22 protein-coding genes are annotated in these 22429 nt (G+C 68.4%); 12 read left to right on the forward strand and 10 right to left on the reverse strand.

Going from position 1 to position 22429, the window contains the following annotated elements; genetic code table 11:
- Window positions 1–90: 90 nt before the first annotated feature.
- From lhgO to ABV606_RS04250, 10 genes are all read right to left on the reverse strand, one after another.
- Complete coding sequence (gene lhgO, locus ABV606_RS04205) at window positions 91–1320, reverse strand: L-2-hydroxyglutarate oxidase (RefSeq protein ID WP_353988479.1); 1230 nt, start codon at window positions 1318–1320, stop codon at window positions 91–93.
- A gap of 163 nt (window positions 1321–1483) precedes the next feature.
- Window positions 1484–2497: an Lrp/AsnC family transcriptional regulator gene (locus ABV606_RS04210; protein ID WP_353988480.1), complete on the reverse strand. Its 1014-nt coding sequence runs from the start codon at window positions 2495–2497 to the stop codon at window positions 1484–1486.
- Between the two features lie 118 nt (window positions 2498–2615).
- Window positions 2616–3665 carry an ABC transporter ATP-binding protein gene (locus tag ABV606_RS04215; RefSeq protein WP_353988481.1) on the reverse strand — a complete coding sequence of 350 codons (1050 nt, stop codon included), beginning with the start codon at window positions 3663–3665 and terminating at the stop codon, window positions 2616–2618.
- The gene (locus tag ABV606_RS04220) at window positions 3665–4465 is read right to left on the reverse strand and encodes an ABC transporter permease (RefSeq protein WP_353988482.1); all 801 of its coding nucleotides are present in this window, start codon (window positions 4463–4465) and stop codon (window positions 3665–3667) included. The genes ABV606_RS04215 and ABV606_RS04220 overlap by 1 nt, the downstream gene beginning before the upstream one ends.
- Before the next feature lie 3 nt (window positions 4466–4468).
- Window positions 4469–5293 (reverse strand): ABC transporter permease, encoded by an 825-nt coding sequence (locus ABV606_RS04225; RefSeq protein ID WP_353988483.1) that lies wholly within the window; start codon window positions 5291–5293, stop codon window positions 4469–4471.
- Window positions 5294–5355: 62 nt separating this feature from the next.
- Entirely contained in the window at window positions 5356–6429 is a 1074-nt protein-coding gene (locus tag ABV606_RS04230; RefSeq protein WP_353988484.1) for an ABC transporter substrate-binding protein, read from the reverse strand.
- A gap of 60 nt (window positions 6430–6489) precedes the next feature.
- Complete coding sequence (locus tag ABV606_RS04235) at window positions 6490–6960, reverse strand: DUF3830 family protein (protein ID WP_281489103.1); 471 nt, start codon at window positions 6958–6960, stop codon at window positions 6490–6492.
- Between the two features lie 103 nt (window positions 6961–7063).
- On the reverse strand, window positions 7064–7825 hold the full coding sequence (locus ABV606_RS04240; RefSeq protein ID WP_353988485.1) for a gamma-glutamyl-gamma-aminobutyrate hydrolase family protein: 762 nt from the start codon (window positions 7823–7825) through the stop codon (window positions 7064–7066).
- Window positions 7822–9321, reverse strand: coding sequence for an aldehyde dehydrogenase (locus tag ABV606_RS04245; protein WP_353988486.1), 1500 nt, complete (start codon window positions 9319–9321; stop codon window positions 7822–7824). The genes ABV606_RS04240 and ABV606_RS04245 overlap by 4 nt, the downstream gene beginning before the upstream one ends.
- A gap of 220 nt (window positions 9322–9541) precedes the next feature.
- Window positions 9542–10987 carry a PucR family transcriptional regulator gene (locus ABV606_RS04250; protein WP_353988487.1) on the reverse strand — a complete coding sequence of 482 codons (1446 nt, stop codon included), beginning with the start codon at window positions 10985–10987 and terminating at the stop codon, window positions 9542–9544.
- A gap of 118 nt (window positions 10988–11105) precedes the next feature.
- Here ABV606_RS04250 and ABV606_RS04255 point away from each other — a divergent pair, with 118 nt between their 5' ends.
- The 12 genes from ABV606_RS04255 (at window position 11106) to ABV606_RS04310 (ending at window position 22423) form a co-directional block, all read left to right on the forward strand.
- Window positions 11106–12203, forward strand: a complete 1098-nt coding sequence (locus ABV606_RS04255) for a Zn-dependent alcohol dehydrogenase (RefSeq protein ID WP_353988488.1) — start codon at window positions 11106–11108, stop codon at window positions 12201–12203.
- 107 nt (window positions 12204–12310) lie between these two features.
- Window positions 12311–13756, forward strand: coding sequence for an APC family permease (locus tag ABV606_RS04260; protein ID WP_353988489.1), 1446 nt, complete (start codon window positions 12311–12313; stop codon window positions 13754–13756).
- 121 nt (window positions 13757–13877) lie between these two features.
- On the forward strand, window positions 13878–14642 hold the full coding sequence (locus tag ABV606_RS04265) for an IclR family transcriptional regulator (RefSeq protein WP_281489097.1): 765 nt from the start codon (window positions 13878–13880) through the stop codon (window positions 14640–14642).
- 211 nt (window positions 14643–14853) lie between these two features.
- Window positions 14854–15627 (forward strand): protocatechuate 3,4-dioxygenase subunit beta, encoded by a 774-nt coding sequence (gene pcaH, locus ABV606_RS04270; protein WP_281489096.1) that lies wholly within the window; start codon window positions 14854–14856, stop codon window positions 15625–15627.
- Window positions 15624–16211, forward strand: a complete 588-nt coding sequence (pcaG, locus tag ABV606_RS04275) for a protocatechuate 3,4-dioxygenase subunit alpha (RefSeq protein WP_281489095.1) — start codon at window positions 15624–15626, stop codon at window positions 16209–16211. The genes pcaH and pcaG overlap by 4 nt, the downstream gene beginning before the upstream one ends.
- 18 nt (window positions 16212–16229) lie before the next feature.
- The gene (locus ABV606_RS04280; RefSeq protein WP_353988776.1) at window positions 16230–17570 is read left to right on the forward strand and encodes a lyase family protein; all 1341 of its coding nucleotides are present in this window, start codon (window positions 16230–16232) and stop codon (window positions 17568–17570) included.
- The gene (locus tag ABV606_RS04285; RefSeq protein WP_353988490.1) at window positions 17567–18352 is read left to right on the forward strand and encodes an alpha/beta fold hydrolase; all 786 of its coding nucleotides are present in this window, start codon (window positions 17567–17569) and stop codon (window positions 18350–18352) included. The genes ABV606_RS04280 and ABV606_RS04285 overlap by 4 nt, the downstream gene beginning before the upstream one ends.
- Complete coding sequence (gene pcaC, locus ABV606_RS04290) at window positions 18349–18801, forward strand: 4-carboxymuconolactone decarboxylase (protein ID WP_435415407.1); 453 nt, start codon at window positions 18349–18351, stop codon at window positions 18799–18801. Before ABV606_RS04285 ends, pcaC begins: the two co-directional genes overlap by 4 nt.
- A gap of 199 nt (window positions 18802–19000) precedes the next feature.
- Window positions 19001–19720: a 3-oxoacid CoA-transferase subunit A gene (locus ABV606_RS04295; RefSeq protein WP_353988491.1), complete on the forward strand. Its 720-nt coding sequence runs from the start codon at window positions 19001–19003 to the stop codon at window positions 19718–19720.
- Window positions 19717–20349, forward strand: a complete 633-nt coding sequence (locus ABV606_RS04300) for a 3-oxoacid CoA-transferase subunit B (protein ID WP_353988492.1) — start codon at window positions 19717–19719, stop codon at window positions 20347–20349. The genes ABV606_RS04295 and ABV606_RS04300 overlap by 4 nt, the downstream gene beginning before the upstream one ends.
- A gap of 2 nt (window positions 20350–20351) precedes the next feature.
- Window positions 20352–21524: a thiolase family protein gene (locus tag ABV606_RS04305; RefSeq protein WP_353988493.1), complete on the forward strand. Its 1173-nt coding sequence runs from the start codon at window positions 20352–20354 to the stop codon at window positions 21522–21524.
- 20 nt (window positions 21525–21544) lie between these two features.
- Window positions 21545–22423 carry an IclR family transcriptional regulator domain-containing protein gene (locus ABV606_RS04310; protein WP_281489090.1) on the forward strand — a complete coding sequence of 293 codons (879 nt, stop codon included), beginning with the start codon at window positions 21545–21547 and terminating at the stop codon, window positions 22421–22423.
- The last annotated feature ends 6 nt before the right edge of the window (window positions 22424–22429 follow it).

The raw sequence follows: 22429 nt of genomic DNA on the forward strand, positions 1-22429 counted from the left end.
GCACCCGCAGAGCCCGCAACGCAGCAGATTCTGCGATCTCGGCGGAGGGGCGGGCGTGGCGCGGGCCGGGGCAGGCCGGGGGCGTCCAGGTCAGGAGGGGGACGCGCCGTCCGCCGGCACCGCTGCGGCGATGTGCTCACCGATGGGGAAGGCCGCGGTGGCAGCGGGAGACGGCGCGTTGAGCACGTGGGTCATCCGCGGAGTGCGCTCGATGAGGAAGTCGTGCAGCAACGTGCCATCTCGGCGAACAGCCTGGGCTCGGATGCCGGCACGGTGCGGCAGCAGGTCGCGAGTGCTCAACGAGGGCGCGTACTTGCGAACCTCCGAGAGATAGCCCGACTTGAACAGCGAGTTGCGCACCTCCCGCACCGCAGTGCGGAGGTTGGCCGAGCCCACCCTCCAGAGCCCCGGGAACCCTGCGTAGGCGGCGACGTCTCGAGCGTTGATCGAGAACTTCGGGTAGCCCTCTCGCGCCATCCCGAGCACCGCGGATGGCCCGACCGTGATCTCGCCATCGATGGTCGGGCTGATGTGCACGCCGAGGAAGGGCAACTCGGGATCCGGCACCGGGTAGATGAGCGTCTTCACGAAGCCGGCGCGCGCTGGGCCCAGCCGGTAGTACTCACCGCGGAACGGCACGATCTGCACGTCGAGTTCAAGCCCGGCGAGCCTCGCTAGGCGGTCCGACTGCAACCCGGCGCAGACGACGAGGTGCCGAGCATGTACTCGCGCCGAAGGCGTCTCGACCACCACGTCATCGTCACGCTCACGGATGCCGGTGACCCGAGCGCCGAGCACCAACTGCACGCCGCGCCGCGCCAGTTCCTCCGCCAACGCGGCGCTCACCCTGCGGTAGTCGACGATTGCCGTGGTCGGGATGAAGAGCGCCTCGAGACCGTCGATCTCGGGTTCACGACGGCGAAGCTCAGCGCGGCTGATCCGCTCATGGTCGAGGCCATGGATCGCGGCTCGCTCGGTCAGCGCGGCGAGTCGCTCGACCTCGACCTCCGAGGTGGCGACGAGCAGCTTGCCGCATCGCTCGACGGGAATGCCGCGCTCGCGGCAGAAGTCCATGGTCGCCTTGGCACCTGACATCGAGAAGCGGGCCTTCAAAGAGCCCGGGGCGTAGTAGATGCCCGAGTGGATGACGCCCGAGTTGTGCCCGGTCTGGTGCGCGGCGATCGTCTGCTCCTTCTCGAGCACCATGATGGAGGCTCCCGGATGCCGATCCGCGAGCGCGTTCGCTGTGGCGAGCCCCACGATGCCGCCGCCGACGACGCAGAAGTCGACGCTCGTCTCCGTGCCGCCCCATTGGCTCATCGGCGCCTCCTGCTTGCCGCGGCGCGCACCTCGCGCGCGCGTCCGCACCGTTACGGTAGCGCCGCAGGGGCGCCCAGCGAAGGGCTCGCCGGCACCAGGCTGCTCTCCGGCCGGCGCGGGGAGCGCGGGCGGAGACGCGTCGGCGCCCGACCAGCGAACCTGATCAACCGGCCGCCAACCGCTCCGGCTGATCGAGCACGATGAGCGGGCCGCGCCGTACCGCGGTGAGCACGACGCGTGACTCCGCGATCTCGGCCGTCGGGAACCGCCCGATCACGCCGGTCTGGAACGCATACAACTCTTCCTCATCGGCGAACAGTGTGTCGATGAGCAGCGAATTGCGGCCGGTGGAAGCGGCGCAGAAGCGAACGTTGTGATGCGAGCCAAGAGCGCGGCCCAGTTCGTCGATCAGCCCGGCCGGCGTCTGGATCCACATCATGGCCTCGAGCTGGAAGCCGAAGAGCTCCGCAGGCACCTCGGTACGCACGTGGAGCACGCCCTGGCGGAAGAGCGCCTCCATCTTCCGGCGCGTGGTCTGCAGGCTCAGGCCTGAGTCGGCGGCGAGGGCTGCGAGGGAGGCTCGGCCGTCGCGCTCGAGAAGCTCGACGAGTTGCCGGTCGGCGGCATCCAGGCTCACGGGAGCACTCTTCGGCGTCGTCTCAGACGATGTCATGCCACTCGTGAGGAGCGCGACCTGCTCGTCGGAGAGACCTCCCGCGTTCCAGTCGTAGCCGGAGCGGTGCATCTTGGTGACCGTGCCGACTCCGAACGATTGCACTCCCTTGATGGAGGGCAGGTCGTGGAACAGCAAGCGGTTATGTGCATCAGCATCGGCCGGCAGCAGCAGGGCCGCGATCTCTCCCGACCCCTCGAGGATCGACACCGATGATGCGTCGTCGCGATGGGCGAGCACCGCGGCAGCGTCATGCACGCAGTGGAAGTCGGTGCGGAGGCGCAGGAGCACCCCTCGCGCGTGCGCAACGCGGCTGACATCCATGTACGTAGAGACGCGCACGGTGCCGTCTTCGAGCAACCGCTGGCCGCGACGCGACACCGTGCGCTCTGGGATGTCGAGCACGCGTGCGATCGCCCCCCACGTCGCGCGGCCGTTCACCTGCAACGCGGCAGCGACGGCGCGGTCGATCTGGTCGAACCCGTTCGGCACTTCCCCCACCATGAATCTCAACGTAGCGGCGCAGGCTCGCGTGCGGCGCGCTGTACGCGGCGCGCTGGAGCTTGGAGTGAAGGCCATTTCTGGCCTTCACCGAGATGCAGCGCGCTGGAGCTGGAAGCGCTCACAACACCAGCGCATCCCTCGACGACCAGCTCAACTCAGCCCGCTCCCCTGCCTGCAGCTCCGAGTCGCCACCGGCGACCACTCGCAGCGTCTGGCCGTGGAAGTCGACGAGGTACTGCACCTCGCTGCCGCGGAACACGCGCGAGACGACCTGCGCTGAGACACGGGCGTCGTCCTCCGCCTGCGGCGTTCCGATGCGCATGCGCTCCTGGCGAAGCACCATGGTGGCCGCGCCGGTCTTGTCGCTGCGCACCGGCACCGACTCGCCGCCGGCGAGCGTCGCCACTGGCGATCCGGATGCCGCAGACACCGTGACGTCGAGCAGGTTGGCCGCGCCGAGGAAGTCGGCCGCGTAGGCGCTGCTCGGTGAGCGGTAGAGCTCTTCAGGGGCACCCGACTGCTCGACCACGCCATCGCGCATGAGCACGACTTGATCCGACATGCTCATCGCTTCGTCTTGGTCATGCGTGACGAACACTGTCGTGAGGCCCAGGGTGCGCTGCAGCTCGATGAGCTCGACCTGCATCTCCTCGCGGAGACGTGCGTCGAGGTTCGAGAGCGGCTCGTCTAGCAGCAGCACGCGGGGCTGACCCACGATGGCGCGGGCGAGCGCGACACGCTGCTGCTGACCACCCGAGAGCTGCCGCGGCATCCGCTCGGCGTACTGGCCCATGCGCACCTGCTCGAGCGCCTGACGGGCCAGCTCGCGCTGCTTCTTGGCGTTGCCGTACCGCTCGCCGCGCATGCGCAGCGGGAAGCGCACGTTCTCGAGCACGCTCATGTGCGGGAAGAGCGCGTAGCTCTGGAACATCATGCTCAGGTCGCGCTTCTCGGGCGCGAGCGCGGTGACGTCCTCCCCGCCGACGGCGATGCCGCCGCCGCTCACGGTCTCGAGGCCGGCGATGCAGCGCAGCAGCGTGCTCTTGCCGCAGCCGCTCGCTCCGAGCAGCGAGACGAAGGAGCCCGAGGGTACGGAGATGTCGATGCCCTTGAGCACCTCGACGTCGCCGAAGGACTTGTGCACGTTCTTGATGATGAGATCGGCCATCAGCTGAATGCCTTTCCGAGACCGACGACCTTCTCGATCACGATGATCGCGATCGCCGTCAGGGCCATTGAGAGTGTCGAGACAGCGGCGACGGCCGGGTCGGCGCTGAACTCGAGCTTGCTATAGATCGCCATGGGCAGGGTTTCGAGTGTCGGCGTGCGCACGAACAGCGCGATTACGGCGTCGTCGAACGACACGATGAACGCCAGGAACGCGCCCGCAACGATGCCCGGCCGGCACATGGGCAGAAGAATGTGCCAGTAGCGGCGCCACCACGAAGCTCCCATCACCCGCGCGGCCTCCTCGGTGAAGCGGTCGCTGCGGGCGATCACCCCGATCACCGTGCGAAGCACATACGGGATCGTGATCACGATGTGGGCGATGGTGAGGATCGTCTGCGATGGCCCGCCGAGGTAGCTCGATGAGAACTGCAGCATGCCGATGGCGAAGATGATGCTCGGGATGATGAGCGGCGACATCGCCAGCGACTGGATGAACGCCGAACCCGGGAACCGGTGCCGTGTCACTGCGAGGGCGGTCATGGTGCCGATCGCCGCGGCGACGAGCGCCGTGACGAGCGCCACCTGGATGCTCGTGAGGAACGGACTGATCCAGGTGTCGTCGCTCAGCACCTTCGCGAACCAGTCGAACGTCCACCCCTCGGGCGGGAACGCCAGGAAGCGAGTGGTGTTGAAGGCGGCGCCGACGACCACGAGCAGCGGGGCGAACATGTAGACGGTGACGAGCACGAGCAGCACCGTGCCGCCGATTCGGGCCCATCTGGGGATTGCGTGAACCATGACTTACCTGTTCCTCGCCGCCAGCTTGCTGGTGATGCCGATCGTCGCGAGCACGACGATGAGCATCAGCACCGACTGCGCCGCAGCGAACGGCCAGTTCAGGTTGGTGGTGGCGTCGGTGTAGATGATCGACGCGACAACGGGGATCTGCGCCCCACCGATCAGGTTCGGCGTGATGAACGAGCTGATCGACATGGCGAACACGAGCGTGCCGCCGGCGATCAGGCCCGGCACGGAGAGCGGCAGGATGACGTTCCCGAACGTGCGCGCGAACGAGGCGCCCATGGTGCGCGAAGCCTCTTCGAGGCGGCGATCCACGCCGTTCAGCACGCCGAGGATCGACAGCACGGCGAACGGGATGAGCACCTGCACCATCGCGATGTTGATGCCGAGTTCGGTGCCGAGCAGTCCCTGGTTCGTGCGGCTCAACTGCAGGAACCCGGGGATGTCGGCGAGCGGGCCCGCAGGACCCAGCAGGATGACCCAGCCGAACGAGCGCACGACGACGCTGGTCATGAGCGGCAGCACGATGGCGATCATCATGAACGCCTGCACTCGTGCTGAGACGCGCGTCATCACATAGGCCAGTGGCAGGGAGATGACCAGCACCACGACGGTCTGGATGACGGCGAGCCTGATCGAGCGCCATGCCGCGCCCAGGTGGAAGGAGGACTCGAAGAACCTAGTGAAGTTCTCGAGAGTCCACCCCCCGCCCGTGGTGGTGACGCTCGACAGCAGCACCGTGCCGACTGGCAGCACGAAGCCGATGAGGAGCAGCACCACCACGGGCAGGACGAGGAGCCAGGGCTCCACTCTGAGGTGTCTCATTCGACGGATCTCACTCTTCGGACGCGATCAGCGATCGCATCGGGTGGGTCGGTTCCTACGCGTTACTGCGCGATGCGCGAGTTCCACGCGTCGGTCCAGGACTGACGCTGCTCGTTGACCACGGCGCTGTCGTAGCGCACGAGCTTGCCGAAGTCCTCACCGTGCACCACGCGGCTGCCGGTCTCCTCAGAGAGCTCGGCCTTGGTGTTCACGGGCGAGTAGAACATCGACTCGGCGAACTTGGCCTGCACCTCGGGGCGCAATGAGAAGTCGACGAGTTGAGTCGCGAGGTCGGCGTTGTCGCGGCCCGCGACGACGTTGGCAGTGATGAAGGATGCCGGGGCACCCTCGCTCGGAAGCGCGAACTCGACCGGCAGGTCGGCCTTGCGCAGCGTCTCGGCGTAGTCCTGCGCATAGGGGGCGATCCACACGTCGCGAGCCGAGAAGGCCTGCTGCATGTCGGCCGAGGTCTTGATCACGAACGCGGCACCGCTGTCGACGAGTGCGCCGAGCGAGTCGAGACCGGGCTGGATGTCGTCGAGGTCGCCGCCCTCGTGCTGGTTCACCGCGAGCAGGGTGAGCAGGCCGTAGGTGTTCGAGAGGTCGGTCAGCGCGACGTGCTGGGCATAGTCGGGGTTGTTGATGTCATCCCACGACGTCGGCGCCTGGTCGATCTTGTCGGTGCGGTAGACGAGCCCGATCGGGGTCACCTGCATGACCGGCCCCTCACCCCGCTCGAGACCTTCGGCTGCGATCGGGTAGAGGTCGTCGAGGTTGCTGAGGTCGGCGGGGTCGATCGACTCGATGAGCCCGTCGGCGGCTGCTGCGACTTCCTGACCGCCCGAGAAGTGCACGACGTCGAGCTGCGGGTTGGCCTTCTGCGCGGTGAGCTGCGCCATGGCGTCGGCGCTGTACAGCGTGACGAGAGTGATCTCGGCGTTGTACTCCTCTTCGAACGGTTCGACGACGGCCTCGATGTACGCGGCCTCCCAGTCACCGCCGAACGAGGTAACGACGAGCTCGGTCGGGGCGCCCTTGGCGTCACCGGAGTCTCCGGAGTCGGCCTGCGCGCTGCAGGCGGTGAGCGTCAGCCCCGCTGCGGCGATGATTGCCAGTGACTTGGCGAACTTCTTCATTGTGTTGCCCTGTGTCTTTCTCTTGGGTGGGTGCTGTGCCGTGATGGTCGAGCGCTGTGACTACTCGACCCGGCCGATGGTGAGCTTCTTGATGCCGGTCAGACGGATCTGGTAGGACGCCTCGGCGAACTCCTTGAGCCCCTCGCTGATGGTCGCGAAGATGCTCACAGGGGTCCAGCCGAGGGGGCCGAGCGTGCGTGCGCCGGGTGCGTAGAAGACGCCGATCTCCCAGAACTCGAACGGCAGGCCGCCCATCTGGTAGGGGCGCTGGTAGTACCACATGAGGTCTCCGGTGCCGGGGATGACCTGCTGGTTCTCGGCCGGAACCGCTTCAGGGTCGAAGTTCTGCGCCTCTTCAGGCAGGCCGACCATGACTTCGGGCCCGGCGTAGATCGCGTGCATCGCGTCCATGGTCTGCGGCTTCGCGAGCGCGTTCCACAGCGTCTCGCAGGTGACCGGCGCGAGGTGGTCGTGCAGATCTGCGATGGCACGGGGGCCGTTCTCGTACTCGAGGAAGAACTGGCGGGTCATTGCGGGTGTCTCTCTTTCTTGGTGCTTCGGTGGTGCTGTCTCGTGCTCGCGCTCAGGCGTGCACGGTCTTGGTCGAGCTCGCGGGATGCTGCGAGCTCTCGTTCTAGGCGCGTTGGCGCACTCGCGCGACGAAGTCGCCGAAGAGGCGTTGCCGCGCATCGTGCTCGCTGTCGTCGCGCATCTTCTCGGGGTGCCATTGCACGGCGAGGAAGTCCCAGCCGTCGGTCGCTTCGACGGCTTCGATCACGCCGTCCTCGGCGTGCGCCACGGCGCGGATGCCATCGGGCAGCTCTGCGGCGGCCTGGTGGTGGATGCTGTTGACGATCGCCTGCTCGCCTAGGGATGAGGCGAGCGTGCTGTCGGCAGCGATGCGCACCGGATGCCGGTACCCGACGAGTTCGTCGCCCGATTGCCCCTTCGGGTGCGGATCGGTCACGTCGATGTCGTCGATCAGGGTGCCGCCGAGGGCGACGACCGAGATCTGCAGTCCCCTGCAGATACCGAACACGGGCAGTCCAGCGCGTCGGGCCTCGAGCACGAGAGCGCGCTCGGTGGCATCGCGGCCCCGGTCGTACTGCTCGGTCGCTCCCAACTCAGTGGTCGACGGCTTGCCGCCGTAGAGCTCTGGGTGAACATCGCCGCCGCCTGAAAGCACGAGACCGTCGAGCATGCCGACGACGCGAGCGGCGCCATGCTCGTCGAGCTCGGGCAGCAGCACGACATCGGCTCCGGCATCCGTGATCGACTGCACGTACTCGGCACCGAGCGTGTACAGGTCGGTCCGCTCGGAGAAGTACGTCGGAAGCTCGCGTCGCCAGACCGTCATGCCGATGAGCGGCTTCGGAGCCGCGGCCGGCGTGCTCACGGCTCGACCTCCATCCAGATGGTCTTGAGGTCGGTGAACTTGTCGATGGCGTGGGCGCTCTTGTCGCGCCCGAACCCGGAGCCCTTGACTCCGCCGAAGGGCACCGTCATGTCGCCCTCTTCGAAGCAGTTGACCCACACGATGCCGGCCTGCATGCGGCGCGAGACCCGAGTGGCGGCACTGAGGTCGCGCGTCCACACGGACGCGGCCAACCCGTACTGAGTGCCATTCGCGACGCGGATGGCCTCTTCTTCGCTGTCGACGGTGATGACCGACAGCACCGGACCGAACACTTCTTCCTGTTCGATCGTCATGCCGGGCTTCACGCCGCCGAGCACCGTCGGGGCGACATACGAACCGTTGGGGTGACCGTCGACGCTGTGGCGGCCGGTCGAGCCCTCGAGCAGCTCCGCGCCCTCTTCGACCGCAGTGCGCACATAGCCGAGCACGCGCTGCAGGTGCTGCTCGCTCACGAGAGCGCCGCTCGGCGCATCGTGGAGCAGCGGGTCGGCGGGTGCCATCTCACGGGCCTGGAGTCGAGCGAAGTGCAGCACTTCGTCGGCGATGTCGCGGTGCACGACGACGCGACTCGAGGCGCTGCACATCTGGCCCTGGTTGTAGAAGGAGCCCGCTGCGCTCGCTCGGGCGGCCTTCTCGATGTCGGCGCCGGGCAGGATCACGCTCGCGGACTTGCCGCCGAGCTCAGGCCAGACGCGCTTGCCGTTCGATTCGCCCGAGTAGCGCAGGAACGCACGCCCGACTGCCGGCGAGCCGGTGAACGTGACGACGTCGACATCCATGTGGCGGCCGAGAGCCTGTCCCACCACATCTCCTCGGCCGGGGACCACGTTCAGCACGCCTGCGGGGAGCCCCGCCTCGAGGCCGAGTTCAGCGAGCTTCAGCGCCGAGAAGGGCGTCTGCTCCGCGGGCTTCAGCACGACGCTGTTCCCTGCGACGAGGGAGGGGCCGAGCTTCCAGGCGGTCATGGTGAGCGGGAAGTTCCACGGCACTACTGCCGCCACGACGCCCGCCGGCTCACGTGTGATGAGTGCGAGCACATCGTCACCGGCAGCGGGCGACTCGTCGGGCCGCTTGTCGGCGATCTCGCCGTACCAGCGCAGGCAGTTGGCGACAGCCCGCAGTTCCACGTTCTTGGCCTCGCGAACAGGCTTGCCCATCTCGAGCGAGATCGTGAGGGCGAGATCTTCGGCGTGCTCCTGAACGAGCTCTGCCCACCGACGCAGAACAGCCCCTCGTGCAGCAGGCCGCATGCCCGACCAGCGACGGTCGTTGAACGCGGCTCGTGCGGAGGCGACGGCACGGTCGACATCGTGCGCGTCGCCGTGGGACACGCGCTTCAGGAGGGAGCCGTCACGAGGGCTGATGACGTCGAACGCGTCATCCGCGAGAGGGTCGACCCAATCGCCACCCACCAGGTGACGCGCGGGCAGCCTGACAGAAGCGGCTTTCTCGATCCAATCGATCTCGGAAGGCACGTCTCTCACCTCGTTCTCTGAAGCGGCCATCGCTTCAAGTCAGGCCATACTGGCACACATTCGCCAAATGACGCGAGTTGAGCATTCGTTTCGGTCATCTGTAGGCCTCAAGGCCGCGCATTTTCGCCGCACGAGGCGCGCGCTCGGGGCGTAAACAGGAAGGCGCGCAGGGGTGGATGCGGCCTCCGCCGCCGAACCGAAGGCGGCTTCGATGATCGAGCTACACGCGCTCTGACGCGCGAAGAGACAGCCAGGCGGCTGCCCGGTCGTCGGGATCCGAGAGCGAGAGACCGGTGAGCGCCTCGATGGCGCGCACGCGGGCCGCGAGCGTCTGCCGGTGCACGCCGAGGCGCACCGCCGCGGCACCCCACGCGCCGTTCAGCGCGAGGAAGGCGCGGAGCGTCTCGACGAGCGGAGCCGGATCGGCGCGAAGCGGTTCGAGCACGTCGGCGAGCGCCCCGACCGAGTCTCCGCCGAGCCGGTCGAGCACGAAGCGCACGGTCGGCAGCGACTGGTAGCGCACGACGGACCTGTTCTCCGCCACGGCGGTCTCATGCGCACGCTGCGCCTCGGCGCTGCTGCGGGCGAGTGCATCGACCGGCGCCGACGAGCCGAGACCGAGGCGCAGCGGCATCCCGGCGCCCGATTCGAAGTTCTCGACCAGCGAGGCGAGCGCCTCAGCATGCTCGTCGCGCACGAAGCCCATGATCCCGCCGTGACGCTCGGTCACGATGTGCACGCTGCCGAGGTCGTCGAGCCAGCGCTGCATGAGGCGCTCGAGGTCCACGGCCTTCGACCGGGCGCTGATCATGAAGCCGGTGAGCGCGCTCTCGTGCACGTCCCACCGGCGAAGCAGCTCGGCCGCGGTGGCCCCTCCCGAAAGCAGCGCCTCGATCATCACGTCGCGACCGAGCCGCTCCGTCGCGGTCTGGTCATGCCTGCGCAGCAGCAGGTCGAGCAACGCGGCGCACTGAGCGGCGAGCGCTCTGCCGCGGCTCGTCGACGATTGGCGCGAGGCCACGACCAGGTACCCGCTGAGATCCTCGCCTGACCCGATGTGGTGCACCTGCAACCCGGGGTGGCGCACCCGCACCTGGCGGCCGAAGGCGACTGCTCTCGCGTCGTCGACGTGCAACCGGCCCGCTCCGGCGCTTGCGATGAACTCTCCGTGCGGATCGAGCAGCACGGCCCAGCCATCGATGCGATGCGCGAGTTCGGCGACGACTGCGGGCACCCCGCCGCGTCGCGCCACTTGCGTGAGCACTCGCGTACCCGTGGTGACCAGTCGGTCTTCGGCCGCTTCGTCGACCGCGAGCAGCGCGATCGCTTCCGGGAGCAGCGACACCTGCGCGCGGCCCGCACCCACGATCGCGGTGAAGGGCGACTGCTCGAGCGCTTCGCGCAATACTCTCGATCGGTCGTGGGTGACCAGTACGGCCGATCGGAGCGCTGACACGCGGCTGTCGGCGGAAGCATCCCTGGAGTCGAGCAGATCTCGGATGCCGGCGCGGTCTGCGACGACCAGCGTCGCGTAGTCAGGGTGCCCGACCAGCACGAAGTCTTCGAGCGCGATCGCGCCGTCGACGGTGATCGACGGGTCGAGTCTGCGGGCTCCGACGACGTCGCCGTCCAGCGCGCCCGCCACCTCGTCGAGGGTCTTCGCCATCCCCTCAGTGTACAAAGTGATGACGCGTCGCCCGCTCGATCATCATTTCTCACAGTGACTGCCGCTTCTGGAGATGCCTACCATGCGGTTGCTCGAAGCACAGATCCAAAGGAGCATCATGAAAGCCATCGTCTTCCGCGACTCATCGACGCCGCTGGAGCACACCGACGTCGAGCTCGCGGCACCGAAGGCCGGCGAGGTCCGCGTCAAGATCGCTGCGGCCGGCGTCTGCCACTCCGACCTGCACGTCAAGCGCGACGAGTGGGAGGCTCCCGCACCGATGGTCATGGGCCATGAGGGCTCCGGCATCGTCACCGAGCTCGGCGAGGGCGTGACCTCGCTCGCCATCGGCGACCACGTCGTGCTGTCGTGGGTGCCGCCGTGCGGCGAGTGCCGGTACTGCCGCTCGGGCCACGAGGCGCGCTGTCAGAAAGTCGCGACCGTCGTCGCCCCGAAGGGCGTGCTGTTCGACGGCACGTCGCGGCTGTCGCGCGACGGTGAGAGCCTGCACCACTACCTCGGCGTCTCGTCGTTCGCCGAAGAGGTCGTCGTGCCGGCATCCGGAGCCATCAAGGTGCGCGACGACGCGCCGCTCGACGTCATCGCCGTCGTCGGCTGCGCGGTCGCCACGGGCGTGGGTGCAGTGCTCAACACCGCGGCCGTCGAGCCCGGCGCAACCGTCGCCGTCATCGGCTGCGGCGGCGTAGGGCTCAACGTCGTGCAGGGCGCGAAGCTCGCCGGCGCCGAGCGCATCATCGCCATCGACGTGCTCCCCGAGAAGACCGCCATGGCGGTGCAGTTCGGAGCGACTGACCAGATCGACGCCTCGAAGGGCGATCCGGTCGAGGCACTCTTCGAACTCGTGCCCGACGGCGTCGACTACGCCTTCGATGCGATCGGTCGCACCATCACCACCGAGCAGTCGATCCGGATGCTGGGGCTCGGCGGCGCGGCCGTCATCGTGGGGCTGCCTCCGACCGGCGCCAAGGCGTCGTTCGAGCCCCTGGTGCTCGCCGAAGCCGACCAGCGAATCCTCGGTTCGAACTACGGCTCGGTGCGCCCCTCGATCGACATCCCCGCTCTGGTCGACCGCTACATGGACGGCCAGCTGAAGCTCGACCCGCTCATCTCAGGTCGCCGCCCGCTCGCAGAAGCCGCAGAGGCGTTCGACGACCTCGAGCACGGCGGCGCACTGCGCACCCTGCTCATCCCGTGACCCGACCCCGCGCCGCGCTCCGCCCGAGGCAGCGCCCGGCCCGGACCGCTCCAAAGAATCACCACATCAACACCTTCGATCACCACTCATAGGAGAGTCGACACACCATGACAACCACGACCAACGCGCCGTCCTCCGGTGCCCAGAAACCCGTCGACGCGGGCCTTCGTCGCGGAGTGATGAGCGGGCCCGAGCTCGCAGCACAGGCGATCGCCAACATCGCTCCCAGCGCCGTCGTCGCCTTCACCGCCGCCGCGATCTTCCTCGGCGCGGGCAACGGAACGATGCTCTCGTTCATCCTCGCGACGCTCGTCATCCTGTCGGTCGGCTACTGCGTGGCAGTGTTCGCCCGCCGCAACGCGTCGGCCGGATCGCTCTACACGTACGTGTCGAAGGGCCTCGGCCCGCTCGCCGCGTATCTCGCCGGCGTCGCCCTGCTGATCGGATGCTGGGGCATCGCGGCCGGGTCGCTCGGCGGTGCGGTGTCATACATGAACCAGTTCCTCCTGCTGCTCGGCGTTCCGGCCGAGGGGGTCGGCTGGCAGATCGCGCTCGCGATCGTGCTCGGCGGGCTCGCGACGCTGTTCACCATCCGCGGCATCCGCCTCTCGGCGCGCGTCTCGCTGGTGCTCGAACTGGTGTCGATCGCGATCATCCTGATCCTGCTCGTGCTCGCGCTCGTGTGGGCCGGCCCGAACGCCTGGGACCCGTCGCAGTTCAGCTTCCAGGACGCGCCTTTCCAAGGTGTGGCCGCCGGTATGGTGCTCGGCATCCTCGGCTTCGTCGGCTTCTCGTCGGCTGATGCGCTCGGCCGCGAGGCGAAGAACCCCTACACCGCGATTCCCCGCGCCATCATGTGGAGCGCCGTGGCCGTGGGCGTCATCTATGTCTTCGCCGCCTACACCCAGATCGCCGTGCTCGGCGACGACCTGGCGACCAGCGCGAGCCCGCTCGAAGACATCGCGACCCTGATCGGCATGCCGGCGTGGTTCGCCCCGATCCTCACCTTCGGTGTGGGCGCCTCGTTCTTCGCCGTCGTGGTGGCTCCGCTGAACGTCGTGGGTCGCATCATCTACGTGATGGGCAAGGAGGGCGTGGTCGCCGAGCGTTTCGGTCGCACGCACGAATCGCACCTGACGCCTCACCGAGTGCTGCTCGTGGCAGGCCCTGCGGCGATCCTGCTCGACATCATCATGCTGTCGATGAACGTGCACCCGATGGACATCGTGGTGTGGGTCGACACCTACGGCACCTACGGCTACATGGTGGCCTACGCGCTCGTGGCGATCGCCTGCGTCGTCTACACGCGCCGGGAGAAGATGCGCAACGGCCTGGTGTGGCTCTGCGCGACCGTCGCGGTGGTCGCCATGGCCTACGTGTTCTTCGCGAACGTGTGGCCGGTGCCGGCGTGGCCGCTCAACGTGATCCCCTACCTGTTCCTCGCGACCATGATCGCGGCGCTCGGCTGGTACCTCTACCTGGCGAAGAACCGCCCTGAGGTCATCAAGAACATCGGCAACACCGAGACCGACGCGCTCGAGGGCGTGGGCTGACGCCCGCGTAGTCACGCGCAGCAAGGGGCCCGGCATCCGCAGTGATGCCGGGCCCCTTGCAACCGCCGGGAACCGGTGCGCGCTGAGAGGCACTCCAAGGTCGAGCGGTTAACGTGGGGGCATGGCTGGGGGCACGAGCACACCGGGTGAGTCGGTACTGAGCCGCTCGATGCGCTTGCTCTCCGCTTTCGACGCCGACGACCCATATTTGACGCTGGCCGAACTCTCCGCGCGAGGAGGGCTGCCGCTCTCGACGACTCACCGCCTCGCTCGCGAGTTGACGAACCTCGGGCTGCTCGATCACGGCCGAGATGGCCGTTACCGCATCGGCGTGAGGCTGTGGGAGATCGGCGGCCTTGCTCCGATCAGCCTCGAGCTGCGCGAGCAGGCGATGCCGCTGCTCATGCGCCTCTACGACGCGACCGGCGAGAACGCGCATCTGGCCGTGCTCGACGGCCACGAAGCGCTGTATTTGATCCGCATCATGGGCCCGCACGCCGTACCGACCCTGAGCCGCATGGGCGGGCGGCACCCGCTGCACACCACCGGGGTTGGCAAGGCGCTCCTGATGACGCGCGACGAGCACTGGCTCGACCGCTTCCTGGCCCAGCCGCTCGAGCGCGACACAACCCACTCGATCACGGACCCGGCCGAGCTGCGTGCCGAACTGAACCGCGCGCGGGTACGCGGCTACGCCACGACGCGCGAGGAGATGACGCTGGGCAACGTCTCGATCGCGGCACCACTGCCGGCGGTGCCGGGGCTGCCTCCCGCAGCCATCGGAGTCGTCACCCACCTCGATCGCGCCGACGAGAACCGGCTGGCCCCGCTCGTGATCAAGGCCGCGACCGCGGTCTCTGAAGTCTTCGCCTCTGCGCGCTCCTGATTCGGAGCTCGCGCCGCGCCTGCCGCGCCGTGTCGCTCGTGTCGCGCGCGACACTACGCAATTCACCAGCCGGAGCCACCCCCAGTGGTGATTCCCGTAGTCCGGCGAAGCGCTGGGCCAGCCACACTTCCACCCAGTGAGAACTGACGCTGTCGCTCGGCGCTCCCTCTGTCACGCTGACTCTCGTCCCACCGACAGACCAGGAGACACCATGACCCTCGCCAGCCAGGCTGAGATCTCCAAGGAGATCGAAGCCGCGCAAGCCGAGTATCAGGCAGGGCTCGCGGCCGGGCAGCCGGAGCAGACGCAGCCCCGCCTCGACTACGCGCCGTACCGCTCGAGTGTGCTTCGGCACCCCACCAAGAACCCCAAGCTCGTCGACCCCGAGACCATCGAGCTGTGGTCGCCCGCCTACGGCGAGCGCGACGTGTCGCCGCTCGAGGCCGACCTGACCATCCAGCACTCCGGCGAACCACAGGGCGAGCGCATGGTCGTCACCGGCCGGGTGCTCGACGGCGATGGCCGGCCCGTGCGCAACCAACTCGTCGAGATCTGGCAGGCGAACGCCGGTGGTCGCTACATCCATCAGCGCGACCAGCATCCGGCGCCCCTCGACCCGAACTTCACGGGAGCGGGCCGTTGCATCACCAATGACAACGGCGAGTACCGGTTCACCACCATCAAGCCGGGCGCCTACCCGTGGCGCAACCACATCAACGCGTGGCGGCCGGCGCACATCCACTTCTCGCTGTTCGGCAATGCGTTCACCCAGCGCATCGTCACGCAGATGTACTTCCCCGGCGACCCGCTGTTCCCGCTCGACCCGATCTACCAGTCGATCGCGGATCAGAAGGCACGCGACCGCCTGGTGGCCACCTACGACCACGATCTGACGACGCCGGAATGGTCGCTCGGATATCGTTGGGACATCGTCTTGACAGGGCCGCAACGTACCTGGACCGAGCCAGAAGGAGACGAACTGTGAGCAAGCTCGTCGGCACGCCGGGTCAGACCGTCGGACCGTTCTTCCACTACGGCATGCCCTTCCTGGGCGGCCCCCAGATCGCCGAGCCGCACTCCCCTGGGGCCATCGTGCTCACCGGCCGGGTGCTCGACGGCGAGGGGCAGCCGATTCCCGACGCGATGGTCGAGATCTGGCAGCGGGATGCCGATGGCAGCATCCCCCGCGCGCGCAGCGTGCTCCGCCGCGAGAACCAGATGTTCTCGAACCCGGTGCACCGCGAGAGCCACGGGTTCACCGGCTTCGGGCGCGCTGCGACCGACGACCACGGCGTGTACCGGTTCTGGACGGTCAACCCGGGCGCTGGCGACGACGGCAGTGCGCCGTTCTTCGCGGCCATCGTCTTCGCGCGCGGACTGCTGAACAAGCTGCACACTCGCATCTACCTGCCCGAGAACGCAGACGCCCTTGGCGCCGACCCGTTGCTCTCGGTCCTGACGGATGACGAGCGCGCCACCATGGTGGCGACCCGCGACGAACGCGGCTGGCTGCACCACGACATCAGGCTGCAGGGCGACGGCGAAACGGTCTTCCTTGCGTTCAACTGAGTGCGCCGCCCGTTGACGATGCATCCGATCGACGACGCCGACTACGGCCTGCTCGCCCCGGTGTGGGCGGGCACGGCCGTAGTCGGCGTGACGAGCGATAGGTCAGTGCTCGCGGCGATGATCGAGGTCGAGGTCGCGCTCGCGCACGTGCAGGCCCCGGTCGAGATCGCCGAGCGCATCGAGACGGCACTGCGCGACTCCCAGATCGACGTCGCCGAACTCGCTGTCGCAGCGCGGGGCGGCGGCAATCCGGTGATTCCGCTGCTGAAGCTGCTCCGCCCGCTCCTCGACGACGACGCCGCTCGCTGGCTGCACCGCGGGGCGACCAGCCAAGACGTGCTCGACACGGCACTCATGCTCATCGCCGGCGGCGCTCTTCGCATCGTGCTGCAAGAGACGGATGCGGCGATCGCCGCGCTCGCGCGACTCGTCGATCAGCACCGGCGCACCGTGATGGCAGCACGCACGCTCACCCAGCACGCGACGCCGACCACGTTCGGTCTGAAAGCCGCGATCTGGCTCGAGGGCCTCGTCATCAGCCGCGATCGACTTCGCGAAGTCGCTGCAGCACTGCCCGCACAGCTTGGCGGCGCTTCCGGCACCCTGGCGTCGTTCACCGAGCTGGCGCAGCAGACTCAGGGCGCACCCGAGCCGGTTGACGTGGTGACGGCATTCGCCGAGCGTCTCGAGCTCGCGGCGCCGCGCCTGCCCTGGCATGTGATGCGGCATCCCGTCACCTCGCTCGGCGATGCGCTGGTCTCGCTCTGCGACGCCTTCGGCACCATCGCCACCAACGTCGCGACCCTCGGCCGCACCGAGATCGGTGAGCTCGCCGAAGGCAGCGGCGGCGGATCGTCCGCCATGCCCCACAAGCAGAATCCGGTGCTCAGCACGCTGATCCGCTCGGCCGCACTGCGTGCGCCGGGCCTCGCCGCCGAGCTGCATCGCGCCGCCGTCACGGTGGACGAGCGGCCCGACGGCGCCTGGCACAGCGAATGGCAGGCCCTTCGCGAACTGCTCCGACTCGCCGGCGGCACCGCCGAGAGCGGCCGAGCGCTGCTGGAGCACCTGCAGGTTCACCCCGAGCGCATGCGAGCCAACCTCGACGCGACGGCCGGCCTCATCGTGAGCGAGCGCGTCATGCTCCGCCTCGCCCCTCGCATCGGCGCCAAGCGCGTGCAGCACCTCATCGATGAGGCGGCGACCACGGGCACGCCGCTTCGAGAAGCACTGACCGCCGCGCTCCCCGACCTCGACGCCTCCGAGCTCGAGGAGCTGACGGATGCCGCGCGCTACACAGGCGCGGCAGACGATTTGATCGAGCGCTCGCTCACCCGGGCGCTGAAGGGAGCTGAATGACCACCCCGGCCATCACCGGCGTCAGCCTGCGCGGCAGCAAGGGCCGCTACGACGAACCGCTGCTGCTCGGACCGAGCCTCGGCACTGCCGCAGCCACGGTCTGGGGGCCTGCCGCGCCCGCCCTCGACTCGCGATACCGGCTGCTCGGCTGGGACCTGCCCGGCCACGGCGAATCCGCGCCCACGACCCAGCCATTCTCGGTCGCGGAACTCGCCCAGGGAGTGATCGCGATGGCCGATGCTGCAGGCATCGACCGCTTCCTCTACGCGGGCATCTCGCTCGGTGGCGCCGTCGGGCTGCAACTCGCCCTCGACTTCCCTGAGCGCGTGAAGGGCCTGGCGGTCGTGTGCGCGTCGCCGAGGTTCGGCGTCGAAGAGGCATGGCGCGAGCGGGCGCGTCAAGTCAGGGCGAGCGGAACCTCCAGCCTCGTTGTGGGGTCGGCGCAGCGCTGGTTCGCCCCAGACACCGTCGCCCAGCAGCCCGAGATCACGAGCGCTCTGCTGCACGGTCTGGCTTCGGCGGACGATGAGAGCTACGCGCTGTGCTGCGAGGCGCTCGCGGTGTGGGACGTTCGCGACCGGCTCGGCGAGATCAGCGCACCCACCATCGCGATCGCGGGAGTCCACGACCAGGTGAGCCCGCCGAGCGATGCCGAGGAGATGGCCGGCGCGGTAGCCCGGGGAGAGGCGCACAGCATCCCCGACGCGTCGCACCTTGCCCCGGCCGAGCGCCCCACCGAGGTGGCACAGCGACTCGACACGTTCTTCGGAGGCATCCAGTGACCGACGCCGTGAACGCGCGCCCGAGTGGCGACGCGACCAACCCGAACGCCCACCTGCACACGCTGAGCGACCAAGAGCGCTACGAACAGGGCATGAAGGTGCGGCGCGAGGTGCTCGGCGATGCCCATGTCGACCGGGCGACCGACGCGATCACCGACATCACGCGGGACTTCCAGAGCTTCATCACGCGCACCGCGTGGGGAGAGGTCTGGTCGCGCCCGGGGCTGGACCGCCGGATGCGAAGCGCCTGCAGTCTGACAGCGCTGATCGCCAACTCGCACCTCGAAGAGCTCGCCATGCACGTGCGCTCTGCGATCACGAACGGGCTCACCCGCGATGAGCTCGTCGAGATCTTCTTGCAGTCGGCGATCTACTGCAGCATCCCGAACGCCAACAACGCCTTCAAGGTGCTGCAGACGACGCTCGCCGAACTCGACGCGCAGGCGTAGCACTCCGCAGCCACCCCGACGAAAAGGGGCGGCGCCGCCGTGAGGGTGGCGCCGCCCCTTTTTCGCGTCGTGAAACTCCCCCTCACTGCCCTCAGGTCGATCTGGTAGTATCGCTATGTGAACGCATGTTCGCTATGCGAACACTGCGAACTCTCTTCGGCGCGACACGGCGCCGACCCTGACCATGAAGGACGTACGGATGCTGTCGAAGATCAGTCCATCCGTCAGCGAAGCGCTTGCCGGCATCGCTGACGGCGCCACCATCATGATCGGCGGGTTCGGGCTCGCCGGGCAGCCGGTCGAGCTCATCGACGCGCTGCTCGAGCAGGGCGCGACCGACCTCACCGTCGTGAGCAACAACGCCGGCAACGGCGACCACGGACTCGCGGCACTGCTCGCGGCCGGTCGCGTGCGCAAGGTGATCTGCTCCTTCCCGCGCCAGAGCGACTCGCATGTCTTCGATGGGCTGTACCGCGCCGGCAAGATCGAGCTCGAACTCGTGCCGCAGGGCAACCTCGCCGAGCGCATCCGCGCCGCGGGCGCCGGCATCGGAGGGTTCTTCACGCCCACCGGCTTCGGCACGACGCTCGCAGAGGGCAAGGAGACCCGCACGATCGACGGGCGCGACTACGTGCTCGAGCACCCGATCCACGCCGACTACGCCCTCATCAGCGCCTACCGGGCAGACCAGCTCGGCAACCTCACCTACCGCAAGACCAGCCGCAACTTCGGTCCGGTGATGGCCTCTGCCGCCCGAGTCACGGTGGCACAGGTCGACCGCATCGTGCCGGTCGGCAGCCTCGACCCCGAGAGCATCATCACGCCTGGGATCTTCGTGACCCATGTGGTCGAAACCGGCGATCGCCCGTGGATCGCCAGCGGCCAGTTCGAGACTGAAGCCGAGGAGGCAGAAGCATGACCAGACTCTCCCGCCCCGACCTCGCGAAGCGCATCGCCGCCGACATCCCGGTGGGCGCGTACGTGAACCTGGGAATCGGCGCCCCCACGCTGGTGGCCGACTACCTGCCCGAAGACCGCAACATCACGCTCCACACGGAGAACGGCATGCTGGGCATGGGCCCTGCGGCAGAGGGCGACCAGATCGACCCCGATCTGATCAACGCGGGCAAGATCCCCGTCACCGAGCTCCCGGGCGCTGCGTACTTCCACCACGCCGACTCCTTCGGCATGATGCGCGGCGGGCACCTCGATGTGTGCGTGCTCGGTGCGTTCCAGGTCTCGGTAAAGGGCGACCTCGCCAACTGGAACACCGGCGCCCCCGACGCCATCCCGGCGGTCGGCGGCGCGATGGACCTCGCCATCGGCGCGAAGAGCGTGTGGGTGATGATGGATCTGCTGACCAAGCAGGGCGAGTCCAAGCTCGTCGAACAGTGCAGCTACCCGCTCACCGGTGTGGGCTGCGTCTCGCGGGTCTACACCGACCTCGCGGTGTTCGAGGTGGGCGCGGAGGGCGCCACCGTCCTGGAATCGTTCGGCGAGGGCATGGACGAGCTCCGCCGACTCACCGGCATCGACCTGAAGGGCTGATCATGACCGCAAGCTATGTCTACGACGCGGTGCGCACGCCGTTCGGGCGCATCGGCAAGTCGCTCGCCGGTGTGCGCCCCGATGACCTCGCGGCGCACACTCTCGAGGCGCTCGTCGCTCGGCATCCCGAGCTCGATCTCGAACGCATCGACGAGGTGATCCTCGGCGATGCCAACCAGGCAGGTGAGGACAACCGCAACGTGGCGCGCATGGCGTCGATCCTCGCGGGCTTCCCGACCAGCGTTCCTGGCGTCACCGTGAACCGCTTGTGCGGGTCGAGCATCGAGTCGGTCATGCAGGCGAGCCGGGCCATCGAGACCGGCGACGCGAACATCGTGGTCGCGGGCGGTGTCGAGTCGATGAGCCGAGCCCCTTGGGTGATGCTCAAGCCGAACCGGCCCTACCCCGCGGGCAACGAGACGATGCACTCGACCACGCTCGGCTGGCGAATGGTGAACCCCCGGATGCCGAAGGACTGGACGGTATCGCTGGGTGAGAGCACCGAGATCCTCGCCGAGCGGTACAGCATCTCGCGCGAAGCACAGGACGCCTTCGCGGTGCGCAGTCACCAGTTGGCGGCATCCGCATGGGATGCCGGCGTCTACGACGACGAGGTCGTGCTCGTGCCGGGCACCGACCTCACTCGGGACGAGGGCATCCGCGCCGACACGACGCTCGAGGTGCTCGCCGGATTGAAGCCGGCCTTCCGCAAGGTGAACGGCACGGTCACCGCCGGCAACGCCTCGACGCTCAATGACGGCGCCTCGGCGCTGATCATCGGCGCCGAGGGCGCGATCGACGCGGAGCCTCTCGCCCGGATCACGGGCCGAGGCGCGTCGGGCGTAGACCCGAACGTGTTCGGCATCGGTCCGGTGGAGGCCGCGAACCGGGCGCTGGCGCGTGCCGGAAAGACCTGGGACGACGTCGATGTGGTCGAGCTCAACGAGGCATTCGCGGCGCAGAGCCTCGCCTGCCTGCAGCTCTGGCCCGATCTCGACCCCGAGAAGGTCAACATCCACGGTGGCGCCATCGCCATGGGGCACCCGCTGGGCGCCTCCGGCGGTCGCATCATCGGTCACGTCGCGCACGAACTGAAGCGCCGCGGCGGTGGCGTGGGCGTCGCCGCGCTGTGCATCGGCGTCGGGCAGGGCCTCGCCGTCGTGCTGGAACGCTGAGCCGACGCGAAGCGCAGACCATGGTCGAGAGCACTCGCGGGGGGTCGCCGGTCACCGGCGGCCCCCTCGGTTCGCCGGAACCGCCGCCGGCCGCCGCGCATTCCGCGGCCGGCACGGAGCCCGCGCCAACCGCGACAGGCCAGTCGAGCGGCGAGTTCGTGCAGTCGCTCGCACGCGGGCTCGCGGTGATACGAGCGTTCGACGCCGAGCACCCCCGACGGTCGCTCTCCGACATCGCGCGCGCCACTGGGCTGACGAGGGCCACCGCGCGCCGGTTCCTGCTCACCCTCGAAGAACTCGGCTATGTGCGCAGCGACGGCCGCGACTACTCGCTCACCCCTCGGGTGCTCGAACTCGGCTTCAGCTACCTGTCGTCGCTGACCCTTCCAGAGGTCGCGCAGCCGCACCTCGAGCGGTTGTCGCGCACGCTCGACGAATCGACCTCGGCCAGTGTGCTCGACGGCAGCGAGATCGTGTACATCGCCCGCGTGCCCACCCGGCGCATCATGTCGGTCTCGATCACCATCGGCACGCGCTTCCCCGCATTCACCACCTCGATGGGCCGCGTGCTGCTCGCGGGCCTCGCCCCGTCCGAGCTCGACCGGATGCTGGCGCTCTGGCAGCCGAGCGGATTCACGGCCGCGACCATCACCGAGCCGGCCGCCCTCCGCTCTGAGATCGCCCGAGTTCGCGAGCAGGGCTGGGCGATGGTCGACCAGGAGCTCGACTTCGGGCTGCGCTCCTTCGCAGCCCCGATCCACCAAGACGGCAGAGTCGTGGCCGCGATCAACGTGTCGACCGCAGCGGGGCGCCGTTCAGCCGAAGAGTCGCTTCGCGACATCGTGCCCCCGTTGCTCGAGGCTGCACGTTCGATCGAGGCGGATCTAGCCCATTATTGAAGTAGC

The sequence above is a fragment of the Ruicaihuangia caeni genome, assembly GCF_040536845.1.
Lineage (GTDB): Bacteria > Actinomycetota > Actinomycetes > Actinomycetales > Microbacteriaceae > Ruicaihuangia > Ruicaihuangia caeni.